This window comes from Nonomuraea sp. NPDC049419 (assembly GCF_040676995.1).
In the GTDB taxonomy this organism is placed as follows: Bacteria; Actinomycetota; Actinomycetes; order Streptosporangiales; family Streptosporangiaceae; genus Nonomuraea; species Nonomuraea salmonea.
On the sequence record NZ_JBFAQB010000002.1, the window covers coordinates 323,814 to 347,811 of the forward strand.

A 23,998-nucleotide genomic window follows, 5' to 3' on the forward strand; every position below is an offset into this window, starting at 1 on the left:
CTCGGTACGCGACACGCGACACCGTCATGTAGCCTATGAGACAAGTATGTCTCATTTGAAACGCAGGTGCTTCGCCATGGCTGTGACGCGCGACCAGATCATGAAGGCCGCCATCCATCACCTCAACGAGAACCCGATCGCCTCCATGGCCCAGCTCGCCGAGGCCGTCGGTGTCAGCAGGGCGACCCTGCACCGCCACTTCAGCAGCCGCGAGGAGCTGATGCTGGCGCTCGCGCACCGCGCACACGACCAGTGGGAGCACGTGCAGGAGCGTTGCGGGCTGGTCGCGGCGACCGGCTCGCGGGACCCCGGCGCGCTCGCCGAGGCCCTGGACGCGCTGGTCGCCGGCATGGTCGAGATCGCCGACGAATACGGCTTCGGCCTCACCGACTACACCCTCGTCATCGAGCCCGAGCTGCGGCGGCGCGCCGACGAGCTGGAGGAGCGCGAGCTGGCGTTCTACGCCGCCGCCCAGCGCGCCGGGGTGCTCCGCGCCGACCTGCCGGTGCGCTGGGTCAGCAACACGGTGTTCGGGCTGATGGTGACCGTAAGGGAGAGCCTGCGCCGCGGCGACGTGGCCCGGCGCGACGTGCACCGCCTGCTGCGGACCACGCTCCTGCACGGCACCGGTGCGGACGGCCGCGGGGGCGAGGGTGAGCGGGTGGAAGGCGGCCGGGGATGAGCCGGGGACGGCGGTGGGCCGCCCTCGTCGTGCTGTCGGCGTCCGTGCTGATGGTCGTCATGGACATGACCGTGCTCAACGTGGCGCTGCCCGCCATCTCCGAGGAGCTGCGGCCGGACTCGGTGCAGCTCCTGTGGATGGTCGACGCGTACTCGCTGGTGCTGTCCGGACTGCTCGTCACGGCGAGCGCGCTGGGCGACCGGTGGGGGCGCAAGCGCATGCTGCTCGCCGGGTTCGCGGCGTTCGGGCTGGCGTCGCTGGCGGTCACCGTCGCCGGCGGCGCGACGGAGGTGATCGCCGTACGGGCGCTGCTAGGCGTCGGCGGCGCGATGATCATGCCGTCCACGCTCTCGCTGATCAGGCACCTGTTCACCGACCCGGGCGAGCGTGCGAAGGCGCTGGGCGTGTGGGCGGCGATGGCGGCGACCGGCGCCGCGCTCGGCCCGATCGTCGGCGGGCTGCTGCTCGAGCACTTCGGCTGGCAGGCCGCGTTCCTGGTGAACGTGCCGGTCATGGCCGTCGCGATCGGCGCCGGGGTGTTCCTGCTGCCCGAGTCGGCGAACCCCGCCCCCGGCCGGTGGGACGCCCTGGCCACGGTGCTGTCGATGGCGGGCATGGTGGCGCTGGTGTACGCGGTCAAGACGTTCGGCAAGGACGGGCTCGCCGCGCCCCCCGCCCTGGCGGCGAGCGCGGTCGCGGCGGTGATGCTCGGGTGGTTCGCTCTGCGCTGCCTGCGGCGGCCCGACCCGCTGCTTGAGCTGCGGCTGTTTCGCAGCGCGCCGTTCTCCGCGGGCGTCGTGACGGCGCTGACCACGTCCATCGCGATGGCGGCCGTGTTGCTGCTGCTCGCCCAGTGGATGCAGCTCGTGCAGGGGTACGGGCCGCTGGAGACCGGCGTACGCCTGCTGCCCGCCGCGCTCGCCGCCGTCGTCGCCTCGCCGCTGGCGCCCTCGCTGGCGGGGCGAGTCGGCGCGCGTACGGTGCTGGCGGGCGGGCTGGCGCTGACCGGGCTGGCCTTTCTGCTGCTGTACGCCGCGCCGAGCCCGCTCGGCTACTGGCCGGTCGCGGTGGCGCTGGCGCTGATCGGCCTCGGGAACGGCTCTCTCGCCATCGCCTCGGCGGCCATCATGTCGGGCTCGCCGCCCGCGAAGTCGGGCAGTGCGGCGGCCATCGAGGAGACCAGCTACGAGGTGGGCGGCGCGCTCGGGGTGGCCGTCCTGGGCAGTGTCGCGGCGGCCGTCTACCGGGCGGGGCTCGACGCGCCCGCGCTCGGCGGGGCCGGCGCCGCGGCCAGGGAGTCGCTAGGCGGGGCGCTCGGCGTGGCCGGGGAACTGGGCGCGGCGGGCGCGGCGCTGGCCGAGCAGGCGCGGGCGGCGTTCACCGAGTCGCTGGTGGTGACGAGCGCGGCGGGCGCCGTGCTGATGCTGGCGGGCACGGTGGCGGTCTGGCTCCTCACCCCCCGCCACCTGGACGTGTCAGCCGGTCACTGAGCCGTCAGAGGTGGGGTCGGGGCCGGCCACCTGGTCGGCTACGCGGCCGATGCGGGCGAGGCGGGCGAGGGCGGGGCGGGAGAGGACCTCGCCGATGTCGTGGAGGGCGATGATCAGCTCTTCGACGCCGTCGAGCGGCATGTCGGGCTCTCGGTTGAGCAGGACGCCGCGGTAGTCCTCAGGGGACACAGCGCCGCCGGGCAGCTCGATGCGGTCGTTCTCGGCGCGGAACAGCACCGGGACGGAGGTGTCGAGGACGAGCGCGAGCGCGGTCAGCTCGGCGGCGGTGAAGGAGCGCTGGCCGCGCTCGGCCTGGTGGACGGCCTGGCGGCTCCAGGGGCGGTCGAGGTAGCGGCCCAGCGCCTCGCCCAGCTCGGTCAGTGACATGCCACGCTCGGCGCGCAGGCGTGCGATCTGGCGGCCGATGGCCTCTTCGACCCGCAATGTGATCACCCCTTCGAGGTGTCATTCTGCACGATGACACCGACAGTCAAGCGTTGACGGCGGGGCGATCGCGGCAGTACCGTCAATGTACAGAGTTCCCCGTCAATGTTGCCGATGACAGGCCGACTGATACGGCCGATGGTGAGGCGCGACATGCAAGACATCCGCATCGAAGTGGTAGGACCGGTCGGCGACTGTGCCGTGCTCAAGATCGCCGGTGAGGTCGACGTGTTCACCGCTCCGAAGCTGCGGGAGCAGGTGGTCAACCTCGCGGGCCAGGGCGTCGTGCACATCGTCGCCGACCTGAGCACGGTGGAGTTCCTCGACTCGACCGGCCTCGGCGTGCTGGTCGGCGGCCTGAAGCGGCTGCGCACGCTGGACGGCTCGCTGGCGCTGGTGATGACCACCGAGCGCATCTCCAAGATCTTCCGCATCACCGGGCTCACCGCCGTCTTCGCCTCCCACTCCTCCGTCAGCGAGGCGATCACCGCCGACCCGCACTGGAAGCAGGTCGTCGAGGGCGAGGCCGGCGGTGTCGAGGCATGGTGCGGGGAGCACGGCCTGTCCTGAGCGGGCGGGCGGTCAGGGACGTGAGGCCTCGTCCAGGAGCGTGAGCTCCTCTTCGGTCAGCGTCGTCCCGGCCGCCGCCAGCAGAGGCCGCAACTGCTCGACGGTGCGCGCGCTGGCGATCGGCGCCGCCACCGTCGGCTGGGCGGCCAGCCAGGCCAGCGCGATCGTCGCGGGCGCCGCGCCGCGACCCTCCGCCACCTGAGTCAGGGCCTCCAGCGTCCTGGGGCCGCGCGGGGTGTCCAGATATTCGGCCGCCCTCGGTGCGCGGGGGCTGTCGACGGTGACGCCCGGCGCGTACTTGCCGGTCAGGAAGCCGCGGGCGAGCCCCGCGTACGGGGTGCTCGACAGCCCCTCGCGGGCCACGACGTCCCGCAGCTCGCCCTCGTAGCCGCGCTCGACCAGGTTGTACGGCTGCTGCAGCGCCACGTACCTGGCCAGGCCCTCCTCGTCGGAGATCTTGAGCGCCTCGGCCAGCCGGGGAGCGGTGTAGTTGGAGGCCCCGACGTGACGGACCTTGCCCTCGCGGACCAGCGCGTCGAAGGCGCCCAGGGTCTCCGCCAGCGGCGTCTCCTGGTCGTCGACGTGCGCCCAGTAGAGGTCGATGTAGTCCGTGCGCAGCCGCCGCAGCGAGTCCTCGACCGCCGCCCTGATCGTGCCCTCGGCCAGGCCCTTGCGCCCCTCCAGCATGCCGACCTTGGTGGCCAGCACGACGGACTCGCGGTTGCCGCGCGCGGCCAGCCACTCCCCGATGATGATCTCGGACGTGGACTCCCCCGTCTCCCAGGCCGGATAGACGTCGGCGGTGTCGAGGAAGTTGCCGCCACCCTCGACGTAGGCGTCCAGCACCGCGAACGAGGTCTCCTTGTCCGCCGTCCAGCCGAACACGTTCGTGCCGAGCGAAATCGGGAAAACGGACAGGTCGGAATTGCCGATGGATCTCATCCCGCCATTATGGTCAGGCCGCATCCACGCGGAACGACCCGCCCCCTGACCCGATCAAAGGCCGATCAGCTGGCCCGGTGCACCAGGGAGCCGCACAGGGCGCGCAGGTCCGCGGCGTCCGGCAGGCACTCGTCCAGCACGCCGAGCGCGGCGGTGACGTACCGCTGGGCCAGGTCCTCGGCGCCGGCCCGGCCGCCGGCCGCCTCCACCAGGTGGGCGGCGTGCCGTGCGGACTCCTCGCCGTCCACGCCGGAGACGAGCAGGTCGGACAGCTCACGGGCGGCGGGACCGCCGCCGGCGAGCGCGGCGAGCACGGGCAGGGTCTTCTTCTCGCGCCGCAGGTCGCTGTGGACGGGCTTGCCGGTCATGCGCGGGTCGCCCCAGATGCCGAGGATGTCGTCGGCGATCTGGAAGGCGACGCCGAGGTCGCGTCCCATGTCCCACATGCGCCCGGCCAGCTCGGGCGCGCCGCCCAGGGCCACGCCGGCCGCGGCGGCGGCGGCGAGCAGGCCGCCGGTCTTGCCCGCCGCCATCTCGGCGTACTCGTCCACGGTGACCTCGCCCGGCCCCCGCCACGGCCGGTTCTCGAAGGCCATGTCGGCGGTCTGCCCCTGGACCAGCTCGATCAGGGCCGCCGACAGGTAGGGCATCGCCTCGGGACGTCCGGCGAGCTGGCCGACGGCCAGCGCCAGCAGCGCGTCGCCGGTCAGCAGCGCGGGCCCCACGCCGTACGCCTTCCACAGCGCGGCCCGGTGCCTGCGCAGCTCGTCGCGGTCGATGATGTCGTCGTGCGCCAGGGAGAAGGCGTGCACCAGCTCCACCGCGACGGCGCCGGGCAGCGCGGACTCGGCGCTGCCGCCGACCGCCTCGGCGCTGAGCATGACCAGGGCGGGCCTGACGCCCTTGCCGACGCCGCCCTGCCGCGGGCTGCCGTCCACGTCTGACCAGCCCAGCGTGAACGCGGCCATGCTGGCGCCCCAGGGGTGCAGCGCGCCGACGGCCTCGCGCAGTGCGGGTTCGAGCAGGCTCCGGTAGCGCGCCAGGGAGTCGGCGCCCTGCGGCAGAACGCCCGGCCGGCTGACGTTCATCGGGTGCTCCTACCTCCGGTTGATCTTGAAAATCCATGCAGAAGCATGTGATACTCCACTGTGGATTTGACATCCGTCATTACATGTCCGTTATGTGAGACGGATGTCCACAGAGCCGACCCGTGCCCCGAGCACCGCCGGCACAGGCGGCCTTGAGGTGGCGCACACGATCGCACCCGGGAGAAACGACTGGTCGAGAACGTCGGTGAGGGAGCCAGAAGCCGGAGTACGAGTGGAACCGACCACCATCATTCCTCCGTGAATGAACAAGATGGGCAACATCTCACCATTCGCCCAAGCTTGATCATACACGCACTTTCGTACGATAATCACTCAATGAGTGAGAAATCCTCACATAGCCGACTTCTAGCTATATAACGCTCTCTGATCGGGGATCGCCGCCATGCCGCACCCCACGGAAACCTCCGTGTCCACTCCCCACGTCGTCCCCTTCTACCGGGCCCTCCCGAGGCTGGTGAAAGACCCGGTGACGGAACTGGCCAACATGGGAACCGAGGCCAAGGGCCGGATCGTCCAGGTGAATCTGGGCCCGTTCCGACCGTATCTGGTCTCCCATCCGGAGCACGTGGAGCAGGTGCTCAAAACCGACTGGACCAACTTCGCCCGTGAGGGCATGTTCTGGCGGCCGCTGCACCGCGTGACCGGCCAGAGCATCCTCGGCGAAGGCGAGACGTGGGCGTCCACGAGGAAGATCCTCGCGCCGCTGTTCACCTCGCGCTACATCGCGTCGCTGGCCGACGACATGGCCGACATCATCGACGAGTGCATCGTCGAGCTGGAGGACTTCGCCGCCACGGGCCGCCCCATCGACGGCGGGCACCAGATGACCACGATCGTCAACCAGGCCGTCATCAAGGTGCTGTTCGGCGGCCGGATCTCGCGCGACACCGCCGAGCGGCTGGCTCCAGAGTTCGCCACGTGCGCCACGTCGATCGGGTTCCGGCTGCTGTTCCCCTTCGCCCCGTACTCCGTCAAGGTGCCCGGCGACCGGGCCTTCCTGCGTTCGGCGCAGAAGATCGACGAGATCGTCTACCCGCTCATCGAGCAGGCGCAGCGCGAGGGCGACACCTCCAGCAAGGAGGTCGTCTCCAAGCTGCTGTCGGCCCGCCTGGAGCAGGAGGGCAAGGCCGACCTCAAGCAGGTGCGCGACGACCTGGTCAGCATCTACGGCGCCGCGTCGGAGACCACCGCCATGTCGCTGACCTGGCTGTGGTCGGTGCTGCACGACCACCCGGACGTCAACGCCCGGCTGCGCGCGGAGATCGACAGCGTGGTGGGCGGCGAGCCGGTGCGCCCCGAGCACGTCGGCCGGCTGCCCTACCTGCGCATGGTGCTGCAGGAGCTGCTGCGGGTCTATCCGTCGGCCTGGATCATCCCCCGGCAGGCGGTCAACGACGTCGAGATCGGCGGCATGCGGATCAAGGCCGGCTCACAGGTGCTGGTCAGCCCGTACACGACACACCGGCTGGAGGAGTTCTGGGACCGGCCTGAGGTGTTCGACCCCGACCGGTGGGCCGACGAGAAGGCCGCGGTCAAGCACCGCTACTCCTTCATCCCGTTCGGCGCGGGCCCGCACGTGTGCCTCGGCCAGCACCTGTTCTACGTCGAGGCGCCGCTGGTCATCGCCAACGTGCTGAGCCGCTACCGGCCGGAGCTGACCAACCCGCGGCGGCTCACCCCGCTGCCGGGCGCGTCCGTACGGCCGAAGGAGAAGCTGTGGCTGCGCCTGCATCCCGTCGAACGGCGGCGGGCGGCGTGAACCCCGCGGACCTCTCCACCGGACCGGAAGGTCTCACCGCGGTCGCGAACGACCTGATCACCAGCCTCATGCTGCGTCCCTGGGGCCAGGTCTCGCCCTCGGTGTACGAGACCGGCCGCCTCGTCTCCCTCGCCCCCTGGCTGACCGGCCACGGCGAGCGCATCGGCTACCTCGCCCGCACCCAGCGCCACGACGGCTCCTGGGGCGCGCCCGACGGTTACGGCCTGGTGCCGACGCTCAGCGCCACCGAGGGCGTCCTGGCCGCGCTCACCCGGAGCGACCCCGGCATCGACCGGGCCCGGCTGCTGGAGACGGCCGAGCGCGGCCTGTCGGTGCTCGGCGGCTGGTTAGCGGGCCGGCTCGACCTGCCCGACATGCCGGCGATCGAGCACATCGTGCCGTCGCTGGTGGCGCTCATCAACCAGCACCTCGGCGCGCTCGGCGCGGGTCACGCGCCGCTGCCGCTGCCCGAGGGCATGAACTACGACACGCTCACGCTCGTCAGGGAGTGGGTCAGGTCGGGGGCAGAGGTACCGGAGAAGCTGCTGCACGCGCTGGAGATCGCCGGCGCGGAGGCGGCGGGCGCGCCCGGCATCCGCCCGACGGTGATCGGCACGATCGGCGCCTCCCCCGCCGCCACAGCCGCCTGGCTGGGCCGCTCGGAGACCGGCGCGGACGGCGAGTCCGCCAGGCGGCACCTGGAGGACGTCGTCCGGCTGCACGGCGGCCCGGTGCCCGTGGGGCTGCCCATCACCGTGTTCGAGCGGAGCTGGGTGCTGAGCTGGCTGGTACGCGCCGGGGTGGCCGTCGAGGTGCCGCCCGAGATGCTGGCCGACATCAGGGCCGCCATCGGGCCCGAGGGAACGCCCGCCGGATACGGCCTGCCGCCCGACGCCGACACCACCTCCGTGGCGCTCTACACGCTGGCGCTCGCGGGGGTGCCGTACGAGCCGGACTGCCTGTGGCGCTTCCGCTCCGGCACGCACTTCGCCACCTGGCCGGGCGAGCAGGGCACGTCCGTCAGTGTGAACGCTCACGTTCTGGACGCCTTCGGCCAGTACGTCGCCCGCCGCCCCGACGCCGCGCCCCGCTACGCCGAGACGATCGCCGACCTGTCGGCCTGGATCGCCGAGCGCAGGGAGCCCGACGGGAGCTGGACCGACCGGTGGCACGCCTCGCCCTACTACGCCACGGCGAGCTGCGCGCTGGCGCTGGACGCCTTCGGCGGCCCCGCCGTGGCGACGGCCGTGGCGGAGGCGGCCGAGTGGGTGCTGGCCACCCAGCGGCCCGACGGGTCGTGGGGCCGCTGGGAGGGCACCGCGGAGGAGACCGCGTACGCCATGCAGGTGCTGCTGCTGACCGAGGGGCGGGCCGATCCGCGGCGCGTCGCGGCCGCGGACCGGGGGCTCGCCTACCTGGTGGGCTCGACGGGCGGCGAGCACCCGCCGCTCTGGCACGACAAGGACCTGTACGCGCCGTTCGCCATCACCCGCGCGGCGATCATCGCCTCGTCGTACCTGGCGACGCGGACGGCCGTGGTGTCCTAGCCGTGCGACTCCGTCCTGGCGTCCTCGGCCAGCTCACGCACGGTGTAGGCGTGCGTGTCCCTGGCCATGTACCAGGCGCCGTTGAACGCGACGCTCCTGCGCTGTCCCTCGACGACGCCGGCCAGTTCTGCGGGCAGCCGCCGCAGCTCGGCGTCGAACGCGGCGTTCAGCTCGGCGATGTGCGCGCTCACCCGCTCCACGGCGGCCTCCGTGCGCGTCCCCGCGCGTTCGAGGATGAGCACGGAGTTCGGCTTGCCCTCGCGCCGCTCGCGCTCGAACGTCCTGAGGTCGTTGGCCAGGCGCATGCACTCCGCGCCGAGCGCGGTGGCCGGCTCGATCGCGGCCCAGTGCTCGGTGCGGGCCGGCTCGGGGCCGCAGACGCCCAGGGCGGCCGCCCACCAGGTGCGGTAGAGGATGGTCAGGCCGCCGTTGGCGAGGTAGCGGTCGTAGCCGGGCCACGGCTCGCCACCGATCGCCCACCGGCGCTCCAGCGCCATGGCGGCGCCGGCCAGGTCGAGCTGCCCGAGCAGCGAGGGGGCGTGCGCGGCGGCGCCCGGGTGGGCGCGGAAGCGCGCGCACCATGCCCGCCACGCGCTCAGGGCGGCCGCCATCGGGCCGGCGTCTCCGGTGGCGCCGCCGGGCTCGGAGCCGGACAGGACACCCTTGATGCGGCTGAAGAACGCGTCCACGTCGGCGTCGGACCAGTCGCCCGCGATGCTGTCGGCGATGTCGTCCATGCCGAACAGGACCGCGGTCAGCGCGCCCAGGTCGGCGATCTGGTCGCGGGTGGCGGCGGGGAAGGTGGCGGCGGCGGACAGGCAGCTGAAGGCGAGCCTGCTGGAGGCGCTGTCGCCGTCGGCGAACAGGGTGGTGTGGGGGCGCAGCAACCGGTCGGCCTCCGGCACGGCGTCGAGCGCTGCCGTCAGGACGGCCGCACGGTCGCGCTCGGGCACCCCGGCGAGCTGGTGGGAGGCTTTGAGCAGGCGATCCGCGAGGTCATTGCGAATGTCGAAGTATGCGGAGGAAGGGTCACTCACCCGCGCAGGATATCCATTTTGCACGATTTCTGACTAAATCTGTCAAAAATCGGATATTTGTGCGCAAAGGGTTTGGAGTTGCTTGAGGGGCACTTTGTCCTGCGCTACAGTTTCGTGATCGACACCGTCCGTTGCCACCGCCGAGCGAGCTGGTGGCCAGCACTCGATTAACACTTTCTCAGGGTGGGTAAAATGGGCTTCCGCAATACGAGACTGCGGACCAAAGTCACGGCTCTGCTACTCTCCCTGGCGGCGCTGTGGGTCTTCGCGGCATGGGTCACTCTACGCGAGGGCGTCAACCTCCTGTGGGTCACCCAGGTCAACGACAGCGTGGTCGATCCCAGTGAGCCTCTGCTCGTCGAGTTGCAGAAGGAGCGCCGGATCTCGGCCGTCCACCTGAGCGACCCCACCTCACGTTCCCGCAAGGACCTCGAGGCCCAGCGCAAGCGCTCCGACGGCACGCTCGCCACCTTCAAGGAGGCCGCCACCGCCACGCTCGTCGGCTGGGCCACCGACGAAGAGGGCTCCGAGCGGCTCAACGAGGTCTTCCGCCGCCTCGACACGATCAAGCAGACCCGCCAGGCCGTCGATGCCGGCCGGCTGAACCGGGTGTCGACCACCGACGCCTACAGCGAAGTCATCGACTCGATCTACAACCTCTACGGCGCCCTGGCCACGCTCGACGACAAGGTCCTGGCCGGCGACATCCGTAACCTGCTCGCGCTGAGCCGGGCCCGCGACATCATCTCCAAGGAGGACGCGCTGCTGTCCGGCGCGCTGGTCAACGGACGGCTCTCGGCCTCCGAGCACGCGCAGTTCGTCGCCACGACCGGCGCATGGAAGGTGGTGGCCGACCAGGCCGGCGCCGAGCTGTCGGACTTCGACCAGGGCGAGTACGAGAAGGTCATCAACGGCCAGTCGTTCACCCGGCTGCGCAACCTGGAGACGCTCGTCGCCGAGCAGGGCCCCGACACCGGCAGCGTGCCGTTCAGCGCCTCGACCTGGCGCCAGGCCACCGACCGCGCGCTCAACGACCTCAACACGATGGTCCTCGGCGCCGGTGACCGCCTGGTCGACCGCTCGGTCCCGGTCGCCGTCAACGTCATCGTCCGGCTGGTCCTGGCCGGTGGTCTCGGCCTGATCGCGGTCATCGCCTCGATCATCCTGTCGATCACCACCGCACGCGCCCTGTTCGCCCAGCTGCAGAAGCTGCGCGACGCCGCGCACGAGCTGTCCGACGACCGCCTGCCGAGCGTGGTCGAGCGCATCGGCCGCGGCGAGAAGGTCGACGTCGCCAGAGAGGCCCCCGCGCTCGACTTCGGTGACGACGAGATCGGGCAGGTGGGCCAGGCGTTCAACACCGTGCAGCGCACCGCCATCGCCGTCGCCGCCGAGCAGGCCGAGCTGCGCCGCAGCATCCGCGACATCCTGCTCAGCCTGGCCCGCAGGACGCAGGGCCTGGTGCACCGCCAGCTGACCGTCCTCGACGTGATGGAGCGCCGCGAGACCGACCCGGAGGAGCTGAAGGAGCTGTTCCGGCTCGACCACCTGGCCATCCGGATGCGGCGCAACGCCGAGAACCTCATCGTCCTGTCCGGCTCGTCCCCCGCCCGTACGTGGCGCCGCTCGGTCCCCATGGTGGACGTCGTCCGCGGCGCCCTGGCCGAGGTCGAGGACTACACCCGCGTCTCGCTCATGCCCATGGGCGACGTGGTGCTGGCCGGCCGGGCCGTCGGTGACGTCATCCACCTGCTCGCCGAGCTGATCGAGAACGCCGTGTCGTTCTCGCCGCCCTACACCAACGTGCAGGTGAGCGGCCAGCTCGTGGCCAACGGCTACGTCATCGAGATCGAGGACCGCGGGCTCGGCATGAAGCCCGAGGACCTCGACGCTGCCAACGAGCGCATCGCCGACCCGCCGGAGTTCCGCCTCTCCGGCACCGCCCAGCTGGGCCTCTACGTGGTCAGCCAGCTCGCCAAGCGGCACGACATCCAGGTGGTGCTCAAGTCGTCCCCGTACGGCGGCACGACCGTCGTGGTGCTGCTGCCGCAGGAGCTCGTCCAGCTCGACCCGTCGCCCGAGCCCCGCGACGACGGCCGCGAGCGGCTGCCCCGTCGGCAACCCGGGCGCGAGAACGGCAGGGAGAACGGCAGGGAGGCGGGCGTCGCCACGGCGACCAGGCCGATGGCGGAGAACGTCCGCACGCTCAAGTCGGCGCGGTCGGCCGCCCCGCTCGCGGCCCCCACCCCCGTGCGCGAGGTCAAGGAGCCCCGCAAGGCGCCCGAGCCCGCGAGCAGGCCGGAGCCCGCCACCAGGCCGGAGCCCGCGAGCAGGCCCGAGCCCGTGAGCAGGCCCGTTCGCGAGCCCGCCCCAGAACCACCCCGGACCGAAACGCCGGCCGATCCGGAGCAGCAATCCGTGACCGAGTTCACACCGTCGGGGCTGCCCTTCCGGGTGCCCCAGGCCAACCTGGCGCCAGCGCTGCGTGACGAGACCCCCACGCAGCCCGACATCGAGGAGGACGATGACGAGCGATCGCCGGAGGAGATCCGCGCGATGATGGGATCCCTGCAGTCAGGCACCCGTCTCGGCCGCTCCGACGCGGCCAAGATGCTGGATGAGCACACGGGAGGTGAGGAATGAGTCCCACGGCCGGCACCGACCTCAACTGGCTGCTCGACGACCTCGTCGGCCGCATCAAGGATGCGGAGCACGCCATCGTGCTGTCGTCCGACGGACTGCTGATGGCCTCGTCGGCCGCGTTGCAGCGCACCGACGGCGAGCACCTGTCAGCCGTCGCCTCCGGGCTCCAGAGCCTGGCCAAGGGCGTCTCCGACCACATCTCAGGCGGCCAGGTCAGGCAGACGGTCGTCGAGTGGAAGAGCCAGTTCCTCATCGTGACCACCGCCGGTGAGCGCGCCTGCCTCGCCGTCCTGTGCGGGCAGCACGCCGACATCGGCCTGGTGGCGTACGAGATGGCGATGCTGGTCGCCAGGGTCGGCCAATATCTCACCTCCGGCGCCCGCAACGCCGAGGCCGTCGCCAGGAGCGACCGGTGAGAGCCCCGGACGGCGAGCCCACGGACGAACACTGGGTGGATCCGGAGATCATCCGCCCCTACGTCGTGACCCGTGGCCGTACCCAGCCTGCCCACGGCAGGTTCGACCTGATCTCCATGGCCCTGGCGGTGGGCCCGCCGCCAGGGCCCGACGCCGGGCTGGACCCCGAGCACCTGCGCATCCTGCAGCTCTGCCGCGAGCCCAAGTCCGTCGCCGAGATCGCCGCCTACCTGGATCTGCCGGCCGGCACGATCCGGGTGCTGCTCGGTGACCTGTTCGATCGCGAACTCGTCTCTGCCCAGGAACCCCGATCCGAGGTGGACATGCACGACATGAAGATGTACAGGGCGGTGCTCGATGGCCTTCGCTCGCTCTGAGCGTCCGCGCCTCCCGACGGCGATCAAGATCCTGATCGCGGGCGGCTTCGGCGCGGGCAAGACGACGATGGTGGGCGCGGTCTCCGAGACCCGGCCGTTGCGCACCGAGGAGGTGCTGACCGATCGCGGCATCGGCGTCGACGACCTCACCTCGGTGGAGGCCAAGCGCACCACCACCGTGGCGATGGACTTCGGCCGCATCACGCTCGGCAACGACTACGTCCTGTACCTGTTCGGCACGCCCGGCCAGGAGCGGTTCTGGTTCGTGTGGGACGAGCTGGCCGAGGGCTCGCTTGGCGCGGTCATCCTGGCCGACACCCGGCGGCTGGCCGACTGCTTCCCCTCGGTCGACTACTTCGAGCGGCGCGGCACGCCGTTCGTGGTGGCGGTCAACTGCTTCGAGGGCGCGCCGACGTTCGAGCTGGAAGAGGTGCGCCTCGCGCTGCAGCTCGGGCCTGACGTGCCGATCATCATGTGCGACGCGCGCAAGCGCGACTCCAGCCGTGAGGTGCTGATCACGCTGGTCAAGCACTCGGCCCGGCTCCGCGCCGAGCCGGTCGGCAGCTGACCCACCCCACCGGCCCCCGGCCGGCTCCGGCCGACCCCCGGTTCAGTTTCGTTCCGCAGGCCCGCTCGGCGGGCCCGGCTCTGAGTCCGCCCGTTCGCGTCTCGGGCGGGCTCAGGGGGTGGGCTTCTCCACGTGGCCGGTCAGGTAGGCGTCGAGGGCGGCGGCGCCTTTGATCATCGCGCGGCCGCGGGCCGAGAGGCGGCCGCGCCACTCGTGCAGGGCGCTCTCCAGCGGCTCCTGGCCGCCCGCCGCCCGGACCTGGGCGATCAGCGGGGCGATCTGCTCCAGCAGGTAGCCGCCGCGCCTGAGCTGGTGGGCGAGCCGGGCGTCGCGGACGTCGGCCCCCGTGTAGACGCGGTAGCCCGTACGCGGGTCGCGGCCGGGCTGTACCAGCCCCGCGCGCTCCCACTTGCGCAGGGTGGCGGGACGGATGCCGAGCTTCCTGGCCAGCGGGCCGATGAACGTCACCCCTGACGCGACCGGCTTGGCGGGCACCAGCGCGCGCAGCGCCTCCTCCACGGCCTGGAGGGTGCGGCGGTCGTCGAGGAGCTGGGCGTGGCTCTCGTCGATGAGCTTGAGCGCCGCGTCCGTCTCGCCCCTGTTGACCGCCTGCATGATCGCGGTGGCCGTGCGGTGGCCGTGGGCGGGGATCAGCGCGATGAACGCGGCCAGGGCCTGGGCGTGGCGCTCGGTGTAGGCCCGGTAGCCGCTCTCCGTGCGGGCGGCCGGGGGCAGGATGCCGGCCTCCTCGTAGTTGCGCACCGCCTGCGTGGACAGGCCGTGCCGCCGGGCCAGGTCCACCGGCCGCAGTCGGCCACCGGGCATCGACGCCACCTCGCCGCGTTTGAGGGTGCCGCACCGCCATGCGGCGCGGCACCGGGTCAGAGCTTCAACTGACGTCCAACCCTACCGTCGAGCGAGCGGAGGCCGGGAGCGCCGGACACCCCGGGTCGGGCGGGCGTCCGGCGTCGGGCGGGCATCGGGCCATCAGGCGGGCATCGGGCGTCGGGCGGATCGCCGGGCGGCCGGCGTCAGGCGGGGGTCGCGCGGTAGGCGTCGCCCGGTTTGGCGGCGAGGACCTGTTCGCAGGCCAGCAGCAGCACGCCGGCGCTCCAGGCGTGCGACAGCGTCAGGTACATGCCCTTCGGCTGGAAGCAGTCCGTCTGGTAGTAGCGTTCGGTGATCATGCCGCGGTAGGCGTTGAGGTCGCCGTCGGCCGCGGGGAGGAGCTGGCGGAAGCAGTCGAGGGTCTCCTCGGCCCGCTCCGCGTAGTAGGGATCCCCCAACGCCTCCGACAGCTCGGCCAGCTCCGCCGTGCACACCAGCCCGTACGCGTGCAGGTGCTGGTTCGACGGCGACGCCTGGTCGGCGCCCCGGGTGGCGAAGCCGTACACGCCGAGCGGGGTGCGCGGCCCGAAGCGCACGTTGTAGGTGTAGCGGAAGGTGAGCATCCAGTCGGCGGCCCGGCGGGCGAGATCGAGCCAGCGGGCCGCGCCGGTGCGCCGGTGCAGCGCCATGTACGCCATCACCGCCGCGTACCCGTCCTCGGAGGTGGGCGCGAGGTCCACGTCCTCGGGCGCGCCGTAGATGAACTCGTCCTCGACGAACCTCGCGTAGTACTCCCCCGCCCGCTCGGCTGCCCGCAGGTCGCCGGGGTCGCCGGACTCGGCGAGCGCGGCCACCCAGGTCAGGCCGGACGCGCCCGACCACGACAGCACCTCGCCGGTGGCGGCGTGGTGCAGGGTTCCGAGGTTGCCGTCGGGGCGCTGCCGGGCGACCATGACGTCCAGGTTGGAGCGGGCTGCGGCCGCCCACTCGGCGTTCGGCCGCAGGCGCAGCGCGCGCAGCAGGAACAGGGTGGCCTCGCCGAGCGTGCGCGCGTGCAGCGCCCCCTTGACCGGGCTCCAGCTCTGTGCCCAGCCGGTCTTGCGGTACCAGGTGCCCCAGAACGTCCCGGACGGCGACAGGTTCGCGCAGATGAAGCCGATGACGCGCTCGGCGGCGGCGACGTGCTCGGGACGCTCGGTGCGCAGGCCGTGCTCCAGGAGCGCCGCCGCCCACGGGATGCCGCTCACCCAGCCGACGTGCATGGCCTGCCGGTCCACGCGCTGCCCGTCGCCGCCGCTCACCTCCCTGTCGAACCCGACGGTCTCCAGCAGCACGCCGGGGTCGGGGTCGTAGTGCCAGCGGTAGAGGCCCTCGGCGGCGATGTCGGCGGCGGTGGTGACGTCCTCCCACGGCTCGATCGGCGCATCGGGCAGCCTCAGGTCGCAATCCTCGCGCAGCAGCGGCGCGTACGCGTGCCGGTCGGCCGGCAGCGGCGCGGTGGCGAGCGTCAGCGTGCGCGCCTCGCCCGGCTGCCAGACGTGGGTGGCCGCCTGGGGTGGGAGCGGGTCCGCCGAGCCGTAGTAGGTGACCGGGTGCTCCCGGTACGGGAACAGCAGCGCGGCCGTCGCCCGCCCGTCGTCGTAGGAGAGCTCCAGGCCGGTGATGCCGAGCGGCGAGACCTCGTCGGCGATCAGCGCGGCGCCGCCGTCGTCGCCCCACACCAGGACGGCGGGGGTGGCGGCCCGGTCGGCGCGGAAGCCCCACGACGCCGAGACCATCTCGTCGGGACGGTCGGCGCCCGGCTCGAAGCGGGGGAAGACGCGGTGGCAGCCGGCCGGCCGGTTCTCTCCGTAGAACAGGCCGGGGATCAGCCACCACGGCTCGTCCTCCGACGGGACCGGCCTGCTGACGCGCACGGTCGCGGCGGCGGGTTCGGCGCCGTCGTACCGGACGTCGAGCCGCAGCTCGCGCCGCCCGCTCGCCAGCCGCTCACCCCAGCCGTACGCGACCGTGAACGGCCCAGCACCCAGCACCTCGACCCGCACCTCTCCCCCATCGGGGACGGCGATCAGGCTTGAGGCGCCCGGGGCCGGCGACCCCGCCGCTCCGGCGGGGTCGCAAGCGCTCGTCACCACGGCTCCACGGTGAACGCGCCCTTGCGGGTCTCCAGCTCCACCAGGTCGGTCTCCACCGCCGAGAGCGGGTCGTCCAGCGGGATGCGGAACGTGCGGATCTGGCTGGGGCCGAAGTCGGCGGTGAGCCGGATGCCGGCGACCGGGATGTTCAGCGTCGCCGTCCCGGCCTGGCCGGTGGTCTCGACGGCCCTGACCACCAGGTCGCGCGGCGCGTCCTCGTGCAGCTTCACGGCGGTGACCATCACCTGGCCGCCGCCGTCGTCCAGGTAGCCGCGCGAGCCGGGCAGCGGACCGTCGTGGAAGCTCTCCAGCATGGCCCGCACCGGCGAGCCGAGCAGCGCCGCGCGCCGGGTCAGCCCGGCCGCGCGCCAGTCGCCGGCATGCGGCACCAGCAGGTACGAGAACCGCTGCACGCCCTGGTCCTGGAAGGAGTAGAAGCCGTCGGGGTCGAGCAGCCTGGGGTCGTGCCAGGAGTAGACCGGGCTGCGCACGGCGGTGATGCCGATGCTGTGGCTGCGGCCGGGCCCGGGAGGCGCGACGTCGTAGCCGTGCTTGGCGTTGTTGACCACGGCGAGGCCCGCGCGGGTGCCGTTGACCGAGCCCGACAGGTCCACCCACGACTGCGCCGGCTCCTCGGCCCCGTCGATGGGCCTGGTGAGGTGGGCGAACGGGATCTCGTACGTCGCCACCGGGCTCTCCAGACCGACCGGGAAGCGCAGCTTCATCAGGTGCGCCTGCTCCCGCCAGTCGAGCGTGACCCGCACCTCGACCGCGTCGTCGTCACCGGCGCCGAGGATGAACTCCTCGGCCATGGTGGAGCGGCCCCACTCCCGCTCGACGCGGATGCGGGCGCGCAGCGGCCCGTGCTCGCGCAGCACGATGTCGGTGACGGCCATGGGCTGGCCGGGCCAGTCGTAGGAGACGACGCGGTGGCCCCACGTGTCGGTGGGGTCCTCGCAGATCTGCGTGTGCTCTCCGGACGCGCCCGCCACGAGGTCCACGCCGGTGCGCTTGTCGACCAGGCTGGACAGCCAGCCGGTGACCGGGTCGAGCTCCAGGCGCAGCACGTCGTTCTCGAGGTGGTGCCCGGACGCCTCCAGGGTGCCGCCGGGGTTCATGCCGGGGCCCTGGCGCAGCCGGTAGAGGCGGTAGCCCAGCGGCGGCAGCTCGGCCTTGAACACGGTGGCGCCGCGGCCCTTGTCGTCGGTGGTGGCGACGGACTGGGTGCGCTGGCACGGCACGTCGGCGCCGTCGGCGTCCACGACGTGCACGCCGTTGGGCGCGACGCCGTACTGCAGCTCGACGCGGGTGCTGACCGGCCACGGGTGCGGGTTGAACACGATCACCGGCTGGGTGCCGGTCTCCTCGGGCACCTGCACGTCGCGGGCGATCACGTTGTGCGCCCTGGTGATGATGCGCTTGGAGATGGCGACGGCCTCGCCGAGCTGGTCGCGGGCGTCGTCGTAGGCGGGCTCGATGGCCGAGCCGGGCAGCACGTCGTGGAACTGGTTGAACAGCACCTGCTTCCAGGCCCGTTCCAGGTCGGTGCGGGCGTCGTGGCCGGCGATCGCGGCCCACCGCTCGGCCGACAGCACCGCCGCCTGGGCGCGGCGCTGCCACGCCTTGATGCCGGAGTGCGACGAGTAGCAGCCGGCCGCGTGGTGCTGCAGGTCGTCGCGCCACACGGGCAGCTCGGCCAGGCCCTGCTCGCCGAGCCGCTTGACCATCTCGTCGAAGTAGCGGCGCGGCGAGGACAGGGTCAGCTCGCCGTACGTGCCCATGCGGTCGTAGCGGTGGATGGACTCGATGTTGGCCTTGGTGGGGCCGCCGCCGTGGTTGCCCACGCCGTAGAAGATCATCAGGTCGCCGAGCGAGCGGTCGAGCTGGGCGAGCGCCTTCTCGGTCTGCCCGCCGACGTCGCCGGGCGGGCTGCAGTATTCGAACGGGATGCGGTACGCCAGCACGCGGCTGCCGTCCGGCGCCTCCCACCAGAACATCGTGCCGGGCAGCTCGCTCTCGTGCGGGGCCGGGCGCAGGAAGGTGTAGGAGTCCATGCCCTGGCCGCGCAGGATGGCGGGGAGCATGGCGTTGTGGCCGAACGGGTCGACGTTCATGCCGACCGTGGCGGTGACGCCGAACTTCTCCTTGAGGTAGCGCTGGCCGTACAGGCCCTGGCGGACGAACGACTCGCCCGAGGGCATGTTGCAGTCGGGCTCCACCCACCAGCCGCCGGTCATCACCCAGCGGCCCTCGGCCACCTTCTCCTGGATCCTGGCGAACAGTTCGGGGTCGGACTCCTCCACCCACGAGAGCAGCACGACCTGGTCGCAGGTGAAGACGAAGTCGGGGTACTCGTCCATGCGGTGGATCGCCGACCAGAACGTGGCCCGCGCCTCCTGGTAGCCCTCCTGCCACGGCCACAGCCACACCGGGTCGAGGTGGGCGTTGCCGATCATGTGCAGGGTACGGCCAGGGGTGGCCACCGGACGGGGTGCGCGGGGCAGGTCGCGCGGCTGGGGGCCGGAGGGCGCGTTCGCCATGGGGGCGCGCGGCCTGGAGGGACGCCTGGTCATGCGGCCGCCCAAGCGTCGACCTTGTCGCTGATCATGTGCAGCATCAGTGTGTGGATCTCCTGGATGCGCGGGGTCTCGGTGCTGGGGGCGAGGAGGAGGTGGTCGGCGTACGCGGCGGCCTTGCCACCGTCGCCGCCGCCGAAGAGTACCGTCACCGCTCCATTGGTCTGTGCGGCCTGCAGGGCGCCGACCACGTTCGGGGAGTTTCCGCTGGTGGTGAAGGCGGCCACCACGTCGCCCCGCCTGGCCAGCGCCTGGACCTGGCGGGCGAAGACGTCGTCGTAGACGTAGTCGTTGGCGATGCAGGTCATGACCGTGGCGTCGGTGGTGAGCGTCACGGCGGGCAGCGGGCGGCGGTCGCGCCGGTAGTGGCCGATCAGCTCACCGGTCAGGTGCTGGGCGTCGGCCGCGCTGCCGCCGTTGCCCACCGTGTAGAGGGTGCCGCCCCGGGTGAAGGTCTCGATGAGCAGGTCCGCGGTGGCTTCGACGGCGGGCAGCAGCGCCGCCATGCCGCGCGCGGCGGCGAGATGGCCGTCGACGTGCTGCGCCAATAGCTCGGGCATGGGAGATACGTCGGGCATTTGGTCTTTCCTGGTGCTAGGTCTGTGCAGTTCGGGCGCCGTCGGGGCGAGGGCCTGTCGGTCCTTCCGGGGGCGGGGCCTTCGCCTTGGGTGTGCGTCAGCGGGCGGCGCCGGTGACGAGGTCGTGGGCGACGGCGCCGGCGCCGACCACGCACACGCCGGCGCCGAGCATGGCGAGCTCGATGCGCGCGCTGCGGGCGGCCGGCGGCATGGCGTCTCTGGCGACCGCCGCGGCGACGGGGTCGAGGAGCCGGGCGCCGGAACGGGTGACGCCGCCCCCGAGCACGACGAGCTCCGGCTCGAACGCGTTCACCAGGTCGGTGAGCGCGCTGCCCAGGGCCCATGTGGTCTCGTCCCAGATCTCGGCCGCGAGCGGGTCGCCCGCCTCGGCGGCGCGGGAGACGTCCTCGGCGGTCGGTCGCTCGATGGCGGACAGGGACGAGGCGCGGCCGGCGGCCAGCGCCTCCCTGGCGCGCTCGGCGATGGAGGTGCCGGACGCGTACGCCTCAAGGCAGCCCATCCGGCCGCACGAGCAGCGGCGACCGCCCGGACGCACCATGACGTGGCCCAGCTCGCCGCCGTTGCCGGCCGCGCCGCGGTGGAGCCGGCCGCCGATGACCGAGCCGCCGCCGACGCCCGTGGAGATCGTCAGGTAGAGCATGGTGCTGGTGCCGCGTCCCGCGCCGTAACGGAATTCGCCCAGCGCGGCGGCCGTGGCATCGTTCTCAAGGACCGCGGGCAGGCCGTACGCCTCCGTGGCCAGCGCGCAGATCGGGATGTCGACCCAGCCCGGGAGGTGCGGCGGGCACTCCAGCACGCCGGTCACCGTGTTCAGCGGCCCGCCGCAGGAGATGCCCACGGCGGCCACCTCGGGCAGGCCGGCCTCCGCGATCGCCTTCCTGCCCAGGTCGAACAGCCTGGTCAGGACGGCTCGCGGCCCCTCCTCCCTGTGGGTGGGGGCGAGCTGCCAGCCGTGGATCAGGCCATCGCCTGTGACCACGCCCGCGGCGAGTTTGGTGCCGCCGATGTCGAGCGACAGAACGGGGGGCAAATCGTGCTCCATTGGGCCTCCGACTGGGAACGACTGACGCACATGCCTATGACATCGTTCCCACATCTGGATCCTAGGGCGAGTTTTCCCCGCGGGTCAACGCACGCCACGGGAGAAATGTCAGATCGCAGGGGGCTCCGGAGGTGGATGCGGCGGATCCCGGAGGTCGCGAAAGGCCGGCGCGACCAGGTCACGGGGCGTCTGACGCGGGCGCGGGGCGCGGGGCGCGACGCGGGCGCGGGTCGCCGAGCGCCCGCCACGGTGAGCGTGTCTGCGGTGCCGGCGTGAGGCGGGTCGCCGGGCGGCGGCGTCTTCGGATCGCGAGAGTCGCCGGACCCTCAGCGCCGTCAGAGGGCCGGGGGGTGGGTGGTGGATTCGCGTTCGATGAGGTGGACGTTCAGCACCGTGGTGACCGAGTCGGACTCGGGCATCTCGATGCGTTCGTGCAGCCGGCGCACGGCCGTCGCGCCCAGGTTGAAGGTGTCCTGGGAGACGGCGGTGACCTGGGGCGAGACCATGCTCATCCAGGGCGCGTCGTCGAAGGCGACCAGGCTGATGTCGCTCGGCACGGCGAGGCCGCGTTCGCGGATGGCCCGCCAGACGCCCTCGGCGAGCACGTTGTTGGCGGCGAACACGGCGGTGGGACGGTCGGGGCCGCTCAGCATGTCGAGGGCCCGGCGGCGGGAGTCGGCGACGTCCCAGCCGGAGGAGACGACCAGCTCGGGGTCGACGGTGATGCCCCCGGCCGTCAGCGCCTCGAGGTAGCCCTGGTAGCGCTCGTAACCGGTGGTCCAGTCGGTCTCGTCGATGAACAGGGCGATGCGGCGGTGGCCGAGCTTGACGAGGTGGGCGGTGGCCGTGCGGGCGCCGACGCGGTTGCCGACCACGACCCCGTCGGTCGAGCCGGCCGCGAACTGGCGGTCGACCTCGACGACCGGGATGCCGTGGGAGGACAGGTAGGTGGACACGGCGGAGGAGTTGGGGGTGACGATCACCCCGGCCACCCGGAGCGCCACCAGCGCCTCGGCGGCCTCGCTCTCGGTCTCGCCGGACAGGCTGGTGTCGGCCAGCACCATGGTGTAGCCGCGCTCACGGGCGGCGCTGCTCGCCCCGGCGGCCAGCTCGGCGTAGAACGGGTTGCGCAGATCGCTGACCAGCACCCCGACCGACCGGCTGACCTGCTGCTTGAGCGTGCGGGCCATGACGTCGGGCACGTAGCCGAGCTCCTCGGCGGCGCGCAGCACGCGTTCGCGTACGTCGCTGGCCGCGTAACCGCGCCCGGTGAGCGCCCGGGAGACCGTGGAGCGCGAGACGCCCGCGGCCTCGGCGACGTCTTTGATCGTGGGACGGCGGGAACGGCTGACGGGGGTGCTGCGCCGTTCTACGGTCATCGGTTCCCTTCCACGACCACGTCGACCAGCGCCTCGGCGTGCTGTCCGAGGCGCAGGTCGCCGATGGTCAGATCGACTGCCAGGCGTACGCGGCGGCGCGGCTCCGCGGGCGCGCCGAGCCGCAGATGCACCTGCTCCATACCCCCTCCGGGCAGCCTAAGCGTCAAAGATCCGGGCTCGCGCCGCCAGCCGGGCGGCACCACAGGCTCGATGGTGGCCACGGCCTTGTCCGGCCACGGGTTGCGCACGGTGGCCGTCAGCGTGATCTCGCCGCCCGCGGGGACGCTCGTATAGTACGGCGTCAGGCGGCACAGCACCCCGTCGGCACCGAGATCGAACCGCCCGGACGGGAGCAGGTCGTGGTGCAGCGCGATCAGCTCCTCACCTCGTTCGGTCAGCATGTGCAGATAGTCGTCGTCCACCCAGCGGGGGCGCCAGTGGCCGCTGACCATGAGGTCGGGGCGCAGCCGGTTGTAGAGCGCGGCGCTCTTCCGGTAGTCCTCGATCCGGAACCTATTCTTGTACTGAAAATTCAGGATTTCCTGTCGTTCGCCCGGAACGCCCAATCCGTCCTGCTGGTCGCCGGTCACCAGCACCCGGTGCCCGTCCACCTCGAACGCGTACGCCGCCGCGAACATCGTGTGCCCGGGCAGGTCGTGGACCGTGATCTCGTACTCCCGCCACCGCACGCTCTCCCCCAGCCCCAGCACCCGGTCGGCGGGGATGGGGTCGAACCACGTGCACGGCAGGTCGTGGTGGAGCGGCGTGGCCAGGATGGGCGCGATGTGGGAAGGTGCCCAGATCTCCGTGCCCTCGACGTCGCGCAGCAGCGGCATGCCGGCCACGTGGTCGTCGTGGTAGTGGGTCGGCACGGCCACCTCGACGGCGGTGACGCCGTAGTGCTCGCGCAGCGCGGGCAGCGAGGCCAGCCAGGGCCGCCGCGCCTCGCGGGCGGTGCTCTTCACCAGGCCGGTGCACATGTCGTAGCCGAAGTCGAAGACCATGGCCGCGCCCGACTCCGACAGCAGCACGTAGCTGTAGGACTGGCTGCTCCTGTTCATCAGCAGGTGGGGCGTGACCTCGATGAACGGGTTCTCCAGCAGGCCGCGCACGTCCCAGGGGCGCGGGCGGCGGAAGTCGACATACCGCTGCATGGCGGACGAGAGCCTGGACAGCGCGTCCTGCGGCTCGGTCATCGGGTCGCCGTGCGAGGGCAGCAGCACATCGAGGTCCTCGCGCTGGAGCAGCTCGGCGCTGACGATCACCATGGCGGGGCCCTCGTTCTCGGTGTAGGACCACTGGGTGGCGGCCAGCGACCACACCTTGCCGGGCGCGTAGATCAGGTCGCCGGTGAAGGCCGTCCTGCCGACGACGTACGTCACCGAGCCGGGCGTGTGGCCGGGGGTGGGCAGCACGCGTACGTCCACGCCGCCGTATCGGGCCGTCCGATATTCGGGCACCACGCCGGTGATCTCGACCGGCTCCAGCAGCGAGAACCGGTCGTCGCGCAGGTCGTAGTCGTTGGAGATCTGGCGGCCCGACCACAGCTCGTCGACCTTGTCGAACAGGTCGCGCTCGACCGGCGGCACGTGGATCGCGACGCCCGCCTCGACCGCCCGATGCAGCCCCTGCACCTGGTCGCGGTGGTGGTGGGTGACCAGCACGTCGGTGATGCGGTCGAGGCCGAGCTCGCCCAGCAGGTCGAGCACCCGGCCGGAACCGAAGTCGATCGCGATGCCGGTGCGCGGCTCTCCCGGCTCGCCCGGGGCCTTGATGACGTAGACGTTACAGGTGTCCTCGACGCGGAGCACCCCGGGCGCGACTTCGGTTACTTCCATACCCACGGGCCAGGAGT

19 protein-coding genes and 1 pseudogene are annotated in these 23,998 nt (G+C 72.2%); 9 read left to right on the forward strand and 11 right to left on the reverse strand.

What is annotated here, in order from left to right; genetic code table 11:
- The first annotated feature begins 76 nt into the window (after positions 1 to 76).
- A complete protein-coding gene (locus AB0K12_RS06840; RefSeq protein WP_364556274.1) occupies positions 77 to 682 on the forward strand; it encodes a helix-turn-helix domain-containing protein in 606 nt (201 codons plus the stop codon).
- Positions 679 to 2,172: an MFS transporter gene (locus tag AB0K12_RS06845; RefSeq protein ID WP_364556275.1), complete on the forward strand. Its 1,494-nt coding sequence runs from the start codon at positions 679 to 681 to the stop codon at positions 2,170 to 2,172. The genes AB0K12_RS06840 and AB0K12_RS06845 overlap by 4 nt, the downstream gene beginning before the upstream one ends.
- Here AB0K12_RS06845 and AB0K12_RS06850 read toward each other — a convergent pair.
- On the reverse strand, positions 2,158 to 2,625 hold the full coding sequence (locus tag AB0K12_RS06850) for a helix-turn-helix transcriptional regulator (protein WP_364556277.1): 468 nt from the start codon (positions 2,623 to 2,625) through the stop codon (positions 2,158 to 2,160). The genes AB0K12_RS06845 and AB0K12_RS06850 overlap by 15 nt on opposite strands.
- Before the next feature lie 144 nt (positions 2,626 to 2,769).
- Between AB0K12_RS06850 and AB0K12_RS06855 the strand changes: the two are divergent.
- Positions 2,770 to 3,108 (forward strand): annotated as a pseudogene (locus AB0K12_RS06855) (STAS domain-containing protein); the annotation flags it as partial.
- Between the two features lie 90 nt (positions 3,109 to 3,198).
- Here AB0K12_RS06855 and AB0K12_RS06860 read toward each other — a convergent pair.
- Together AB0K12_RS06860 and AB0K12_RS06865 are read right to left on the reverse strand one after the other, a co-directional pair.
- Complete coding sequence (locus tag AB0K12_RS06860; protein ID WP_364556279.1) at positions 3,199 to 4,128, reverse strand: aldo/keto reductase; 930 nt, start codon at positions 4,126 to 4,128, stop codon at positions 3,199 to 3,201.
- Between the two features lie 65 nt (positions 4,129 to 4,193).
- The gene (locus AB0K12_RS06865) at positions 4,194 to 5,216 is read right to left on the reverse strand and encodes a polyprenyl synthetase family protein (RefSeq protein WP_364556281.1); all 1,023 of its coding nucleotides are present in this window, start codon (positions 5,214 to 5,216) and stop codon (positions 4,194 to 4,196) included.
- A gap of 427 nt (positions 5,217 to 5,643) precedes the next feature.
- On the opposite strand from AB0K12_RS06865, the gene AB0K12_RS06870 reads away from it, so the two are divergent.
- Entirely contained in the window at positions 5,644 to 6,996 is a 1,353-nt protein-coding gene (locus AB0K12_RS06870; protein ID WP_364556283.1) for a cytochrome P450, read from the forward strand.
- Positions 6,954 to 8,543, forward strand: a complete 1,590-nt coding sequence (locus AB0K12_RS06875) for a prenyltransferase/squalene oxidase repeat-containing protein (protein ID WP_364556284.1) — start codon at positions 6,954 to 6,956, stop codon at positions 8,541 to 8,543. Before AB0K12_RS06870 ends, AB0K12_RS06875 begins: the two co-directional genes overlap by 43 nt.
- On the opposite strand, the gene AB0K12_RS06880 is transcribed toward AB0K12_RS06875, so the two are convergent.
- Positions 8,540 to 9,580 carry a terpene synthase family protein gene (locus AB0K12_RS06880; RefSeq protein WP_364556286.1) on the reverse strand — a complete coding sequence of 347 codons (1,041 nt, stop codon included), beginning with the start codon at positions 9,578 to 9,580 and terminating at the stop codon, positions 8,540 to 8,542. The two genes, AB0K12_RS06875 and AB0K12_RS06880, sit on opposite strands and share 4 nt — an antisense overlap.
- 192 nt (positions 9,581 to 9,772) lie before the next feature.
- On the opposite strand from AB0K12_RS06880, the gene AB0K12_RS06885 reads away from it, so the two are divergent.
- Genes AB0K12_RS06885 through AB0K12_RS06900 form a run of 4 tightly spaced genes read left to right on the forward strand, consistent with a single transcriptional unit; the run spans position 9,773 to position 13,584 of the window.
- Complete coding sequence (locus tag AB0K12_RS06885; protein WP_364556288.1) at positions 9,773 to 12,223, forward strand: nitrate- and nitrite sensing domain-containing protein; 2,451 nt, start codon at positions 9,773 to 9,775, stop codon at positions 12,221 to 12,223.
- Positions 12,220 to 12,639, forward strand: a complete 420-nt coding sequence (locus AB0K12_RS06890) for a roadblock/LC7 domain-containing protein (protein WP_364556290.1) — start codon at positions 12,220 to 12,222, stop codon at positions 12,637 to 12,639. The genes AB0K12_RS06885 and AB0K12_RS06890 overlap by 4 nt, the downstream gene beginning before the upstream one ends.
- Positions 12,636 to 13,016: a DUF742 domain-containing protein gene (locus tag AB0K12_RS06895; protein WP_345386806.1), complete on the forward strand. Its 381-nt coding sequence runs from the start codon at positions 12,636 to 12,638 to the stop codon at positions 13,014 to 13,016. The genes AB0K12_RS06890 and AB0K12_RS06895 overlap by 4 nt, the downstream gene beginning before the upstream one ends.
- Positions 12,997 to 13,584, forward strand: a complete 588-nt coding sequence (locus AB0K12_RS06900; protein WP_345386809.1) for an ATP/GTP-binding protein — start codon at positions 12,997 to 12,999, stop codon at positions 13,582 to 13,584. Before AB0K12_RS06895 ends, AB0K12_RS06900 begins: the two co-directional genes overlap by 20 nt.
- Positions 13,585 to 13,695: 111 nt before the next feature.
- Here AB0K12_RS06900 and AB0K12_RS06905 read toward each other — a convergent pair whose 3' ends face one another.
- The 7 genes from AB0K12_RS06905 to AB0K12_RS06935 form a co-directional block, all read right to left on the reverse strand.
- Positions 13,696 to 14,409 carry a TioE family transcriptional regulator gene (locus AB0K12_RS06905; RefSeq protein ID WP_364556291.1) on the reverse strand — a complete coding sequence of 238 codons (714 nt, stop codon included), beginning with the start codon at positions 14,407 to 14,409 and terminating at the stop codon, positions 13,696 to 13,698.
- A 206-nt stretch (positions 14,410 to 14,615) separates the two neighbouring features.
- Positions 14,616 to 16,547, reverse strand: a complete 1,932-nt coding sequence (locus AB0K12_RS06910; protein ID WP_364556293.1) for a hypothetical protein — start codon at positions 16,545 to 16,547, stop codon at positions 14,616 to 14,618.
- The gene (locus tag AB0K12_RS06915) at positions 16,541 to 19,120 is read right to left on the reverse strand and encodes a glycoside hydrolase family 38 C-terminal domain-containing protein (RefSeq protein WP_364556295.1); all 2,580 of its coding nucleotides are present in this window, start codon (positions 19,118 to 19,120) and stop codon (positions 16,541 to 16,543) included. Before AB0K12_RS06915 ends, AB0K12_RS06910 begins: the two co-directional genes overlap by 7 nt.
- Positions 19,117 to 19,683, reverse strand: a complete 567-nt coding sequence (locus AB0K12_RS06920) for an SIS domain-containing protein (RefSeq protein ID WP_364556297.1) — start codon at positions 19,681 to 19,683, stop codon at positions 19,117 to 19,119. Before AB0K12_RS06920 ends, AB0K12_RS06915 begins: the two co-directional genes overlap by 4 nt.
- Before the next feature lie 115 nt (positions 19,684 to 19,798).
- On the reverse strand, positions 19,799 to 20,752 hold the full coding sequence (locus AB0K12_RS06925) for an ROK family protein (RefSeq protein ID WP_364556298.1): 954 nt from the start codon (positions 20,750 to 20,752) through the stop codon (positions 19,799 to 19,801).
- A gap of 347 nt (positions 20,753 to 21,099) precedes the next feature.
- Positions 21,100 to 22,143, reverse strand: coding sequence for a LacI family DNA-binding transcriptional regulator (locus AB0K12_RS06930; RefSeq protein WP_355430662.1), 1,044 nt, complete (start codon positions 22,141 to 22,143; stop codon positions 21,100 to 21,102).
- Positions 22,140 to 23,981: an MBL fold metallo-hydrolase gene (locus AB0K12_RS06935; protein WP_364557715.1), complete on the reverse strand. Its 1,842-nt coding sequence runs from the start codon at positions 23,979 to 23,981 to the stop codon at positions 22,140 to 22,142. The genes AB0K12_RS06930 and AB0K12_RS06935 overlap by 4 nt, the downstream gene beginning before the upstream one ends.
- Positions 23,982 to 23,998 lie beyond the last annotated feature (17 nt).

Excerpts from the sequence above, each read along its gene's own strand:
- AB0K12_RS06860 (WP_364556279.1), bottom strand. The coding sequence starts at position 4,128 with ATGAGATCCATCGGCAATTCCGACCTGTCCGTTTTCCCGATTTCGCTC.
- AB0K12_RS06900 (WP_345386809.1), top strand. The coding sequence starts at position 12,997 with ATGGCCTTCGCTCGCTCTGAGCGTCCGCGCCTCCCGACGGCGATCAAG.
- AB0K12_RS06865 (WP_364556281.1), bottom strand. The coding sequence starts at position 5,216 with ATGAACGTCAGCCGGCCGGGCGTTCTGCCGCAGGGCGCCGACTCCCTG.
- AB0K12_RS06915 (WP_364556295.1), bottom strand. The coding sequence starts at position 19,120 with ATGACCAGGCGTCCCTCCAGGCCGCGCGCCCCCATGGCGAACGCGCCC.
- AB0K12_RS06890 (WP_364556290.1), top strand. The coding sequence starts at position 12,220 with ATGAGTCCCACGGCCGGCACCGACCTCAACTGGCTGCTCGACGACCTC.
- AB0K12_RS06935 (WP_364557715.1), bottom strand. The coding sequence starts at position 23,981 with ATGGAAGTAACCGAAGTCGCGCCCGGGGTGCTCCGCGTCGAGGACACC.
- AB0K12_RS06905 (WP_364556291.1), bottom strand. The coding sequence starts at position 14,409 with ATGCCCGGTGGCCGACTGCGGCCGGTGGACCTGGCCCGGCGGCACGGC.
- AB0K12_RS06920 (WP_364556297.1), bottom strand. The coding sequence starts at position 19,683 with ATGCCCGAGCTATTGGCGCAGCACGTCGACGGCCATCTCGCCGCCGCG.
- AB0K12_RS06840 (WP_364556274.1), top strand. The coding sequence starts at position 77 with ATGGCTGTGACGCGCGACCAGATCATGAAGGCCGCCATCCATCACCTC.
- AB0K12_RS06930 (WP_355430662.1), bottom strand. The coding sequence starts at position 22,143 with ATGACCGTAGAACGGCGCAGCACCCCCGTCAGCCGTTCCCGCCGTCCC.
- AB0K12_RS06885 (WP_364556288.1), top strand. The coding sequence starts at position 9,773 with ATGGGCTTCCGCAATACGAGACTGCGGACCAAAGTCACGGCTCTGCTA.
- AB0K12_RS06845 (WP_364556275.1), top strand. The coding sequence starts at position 679 with ATGAGCCGGGGACGGCGGTGGGCCGCCCTCGTCGTGCTGTCGGCGTCC.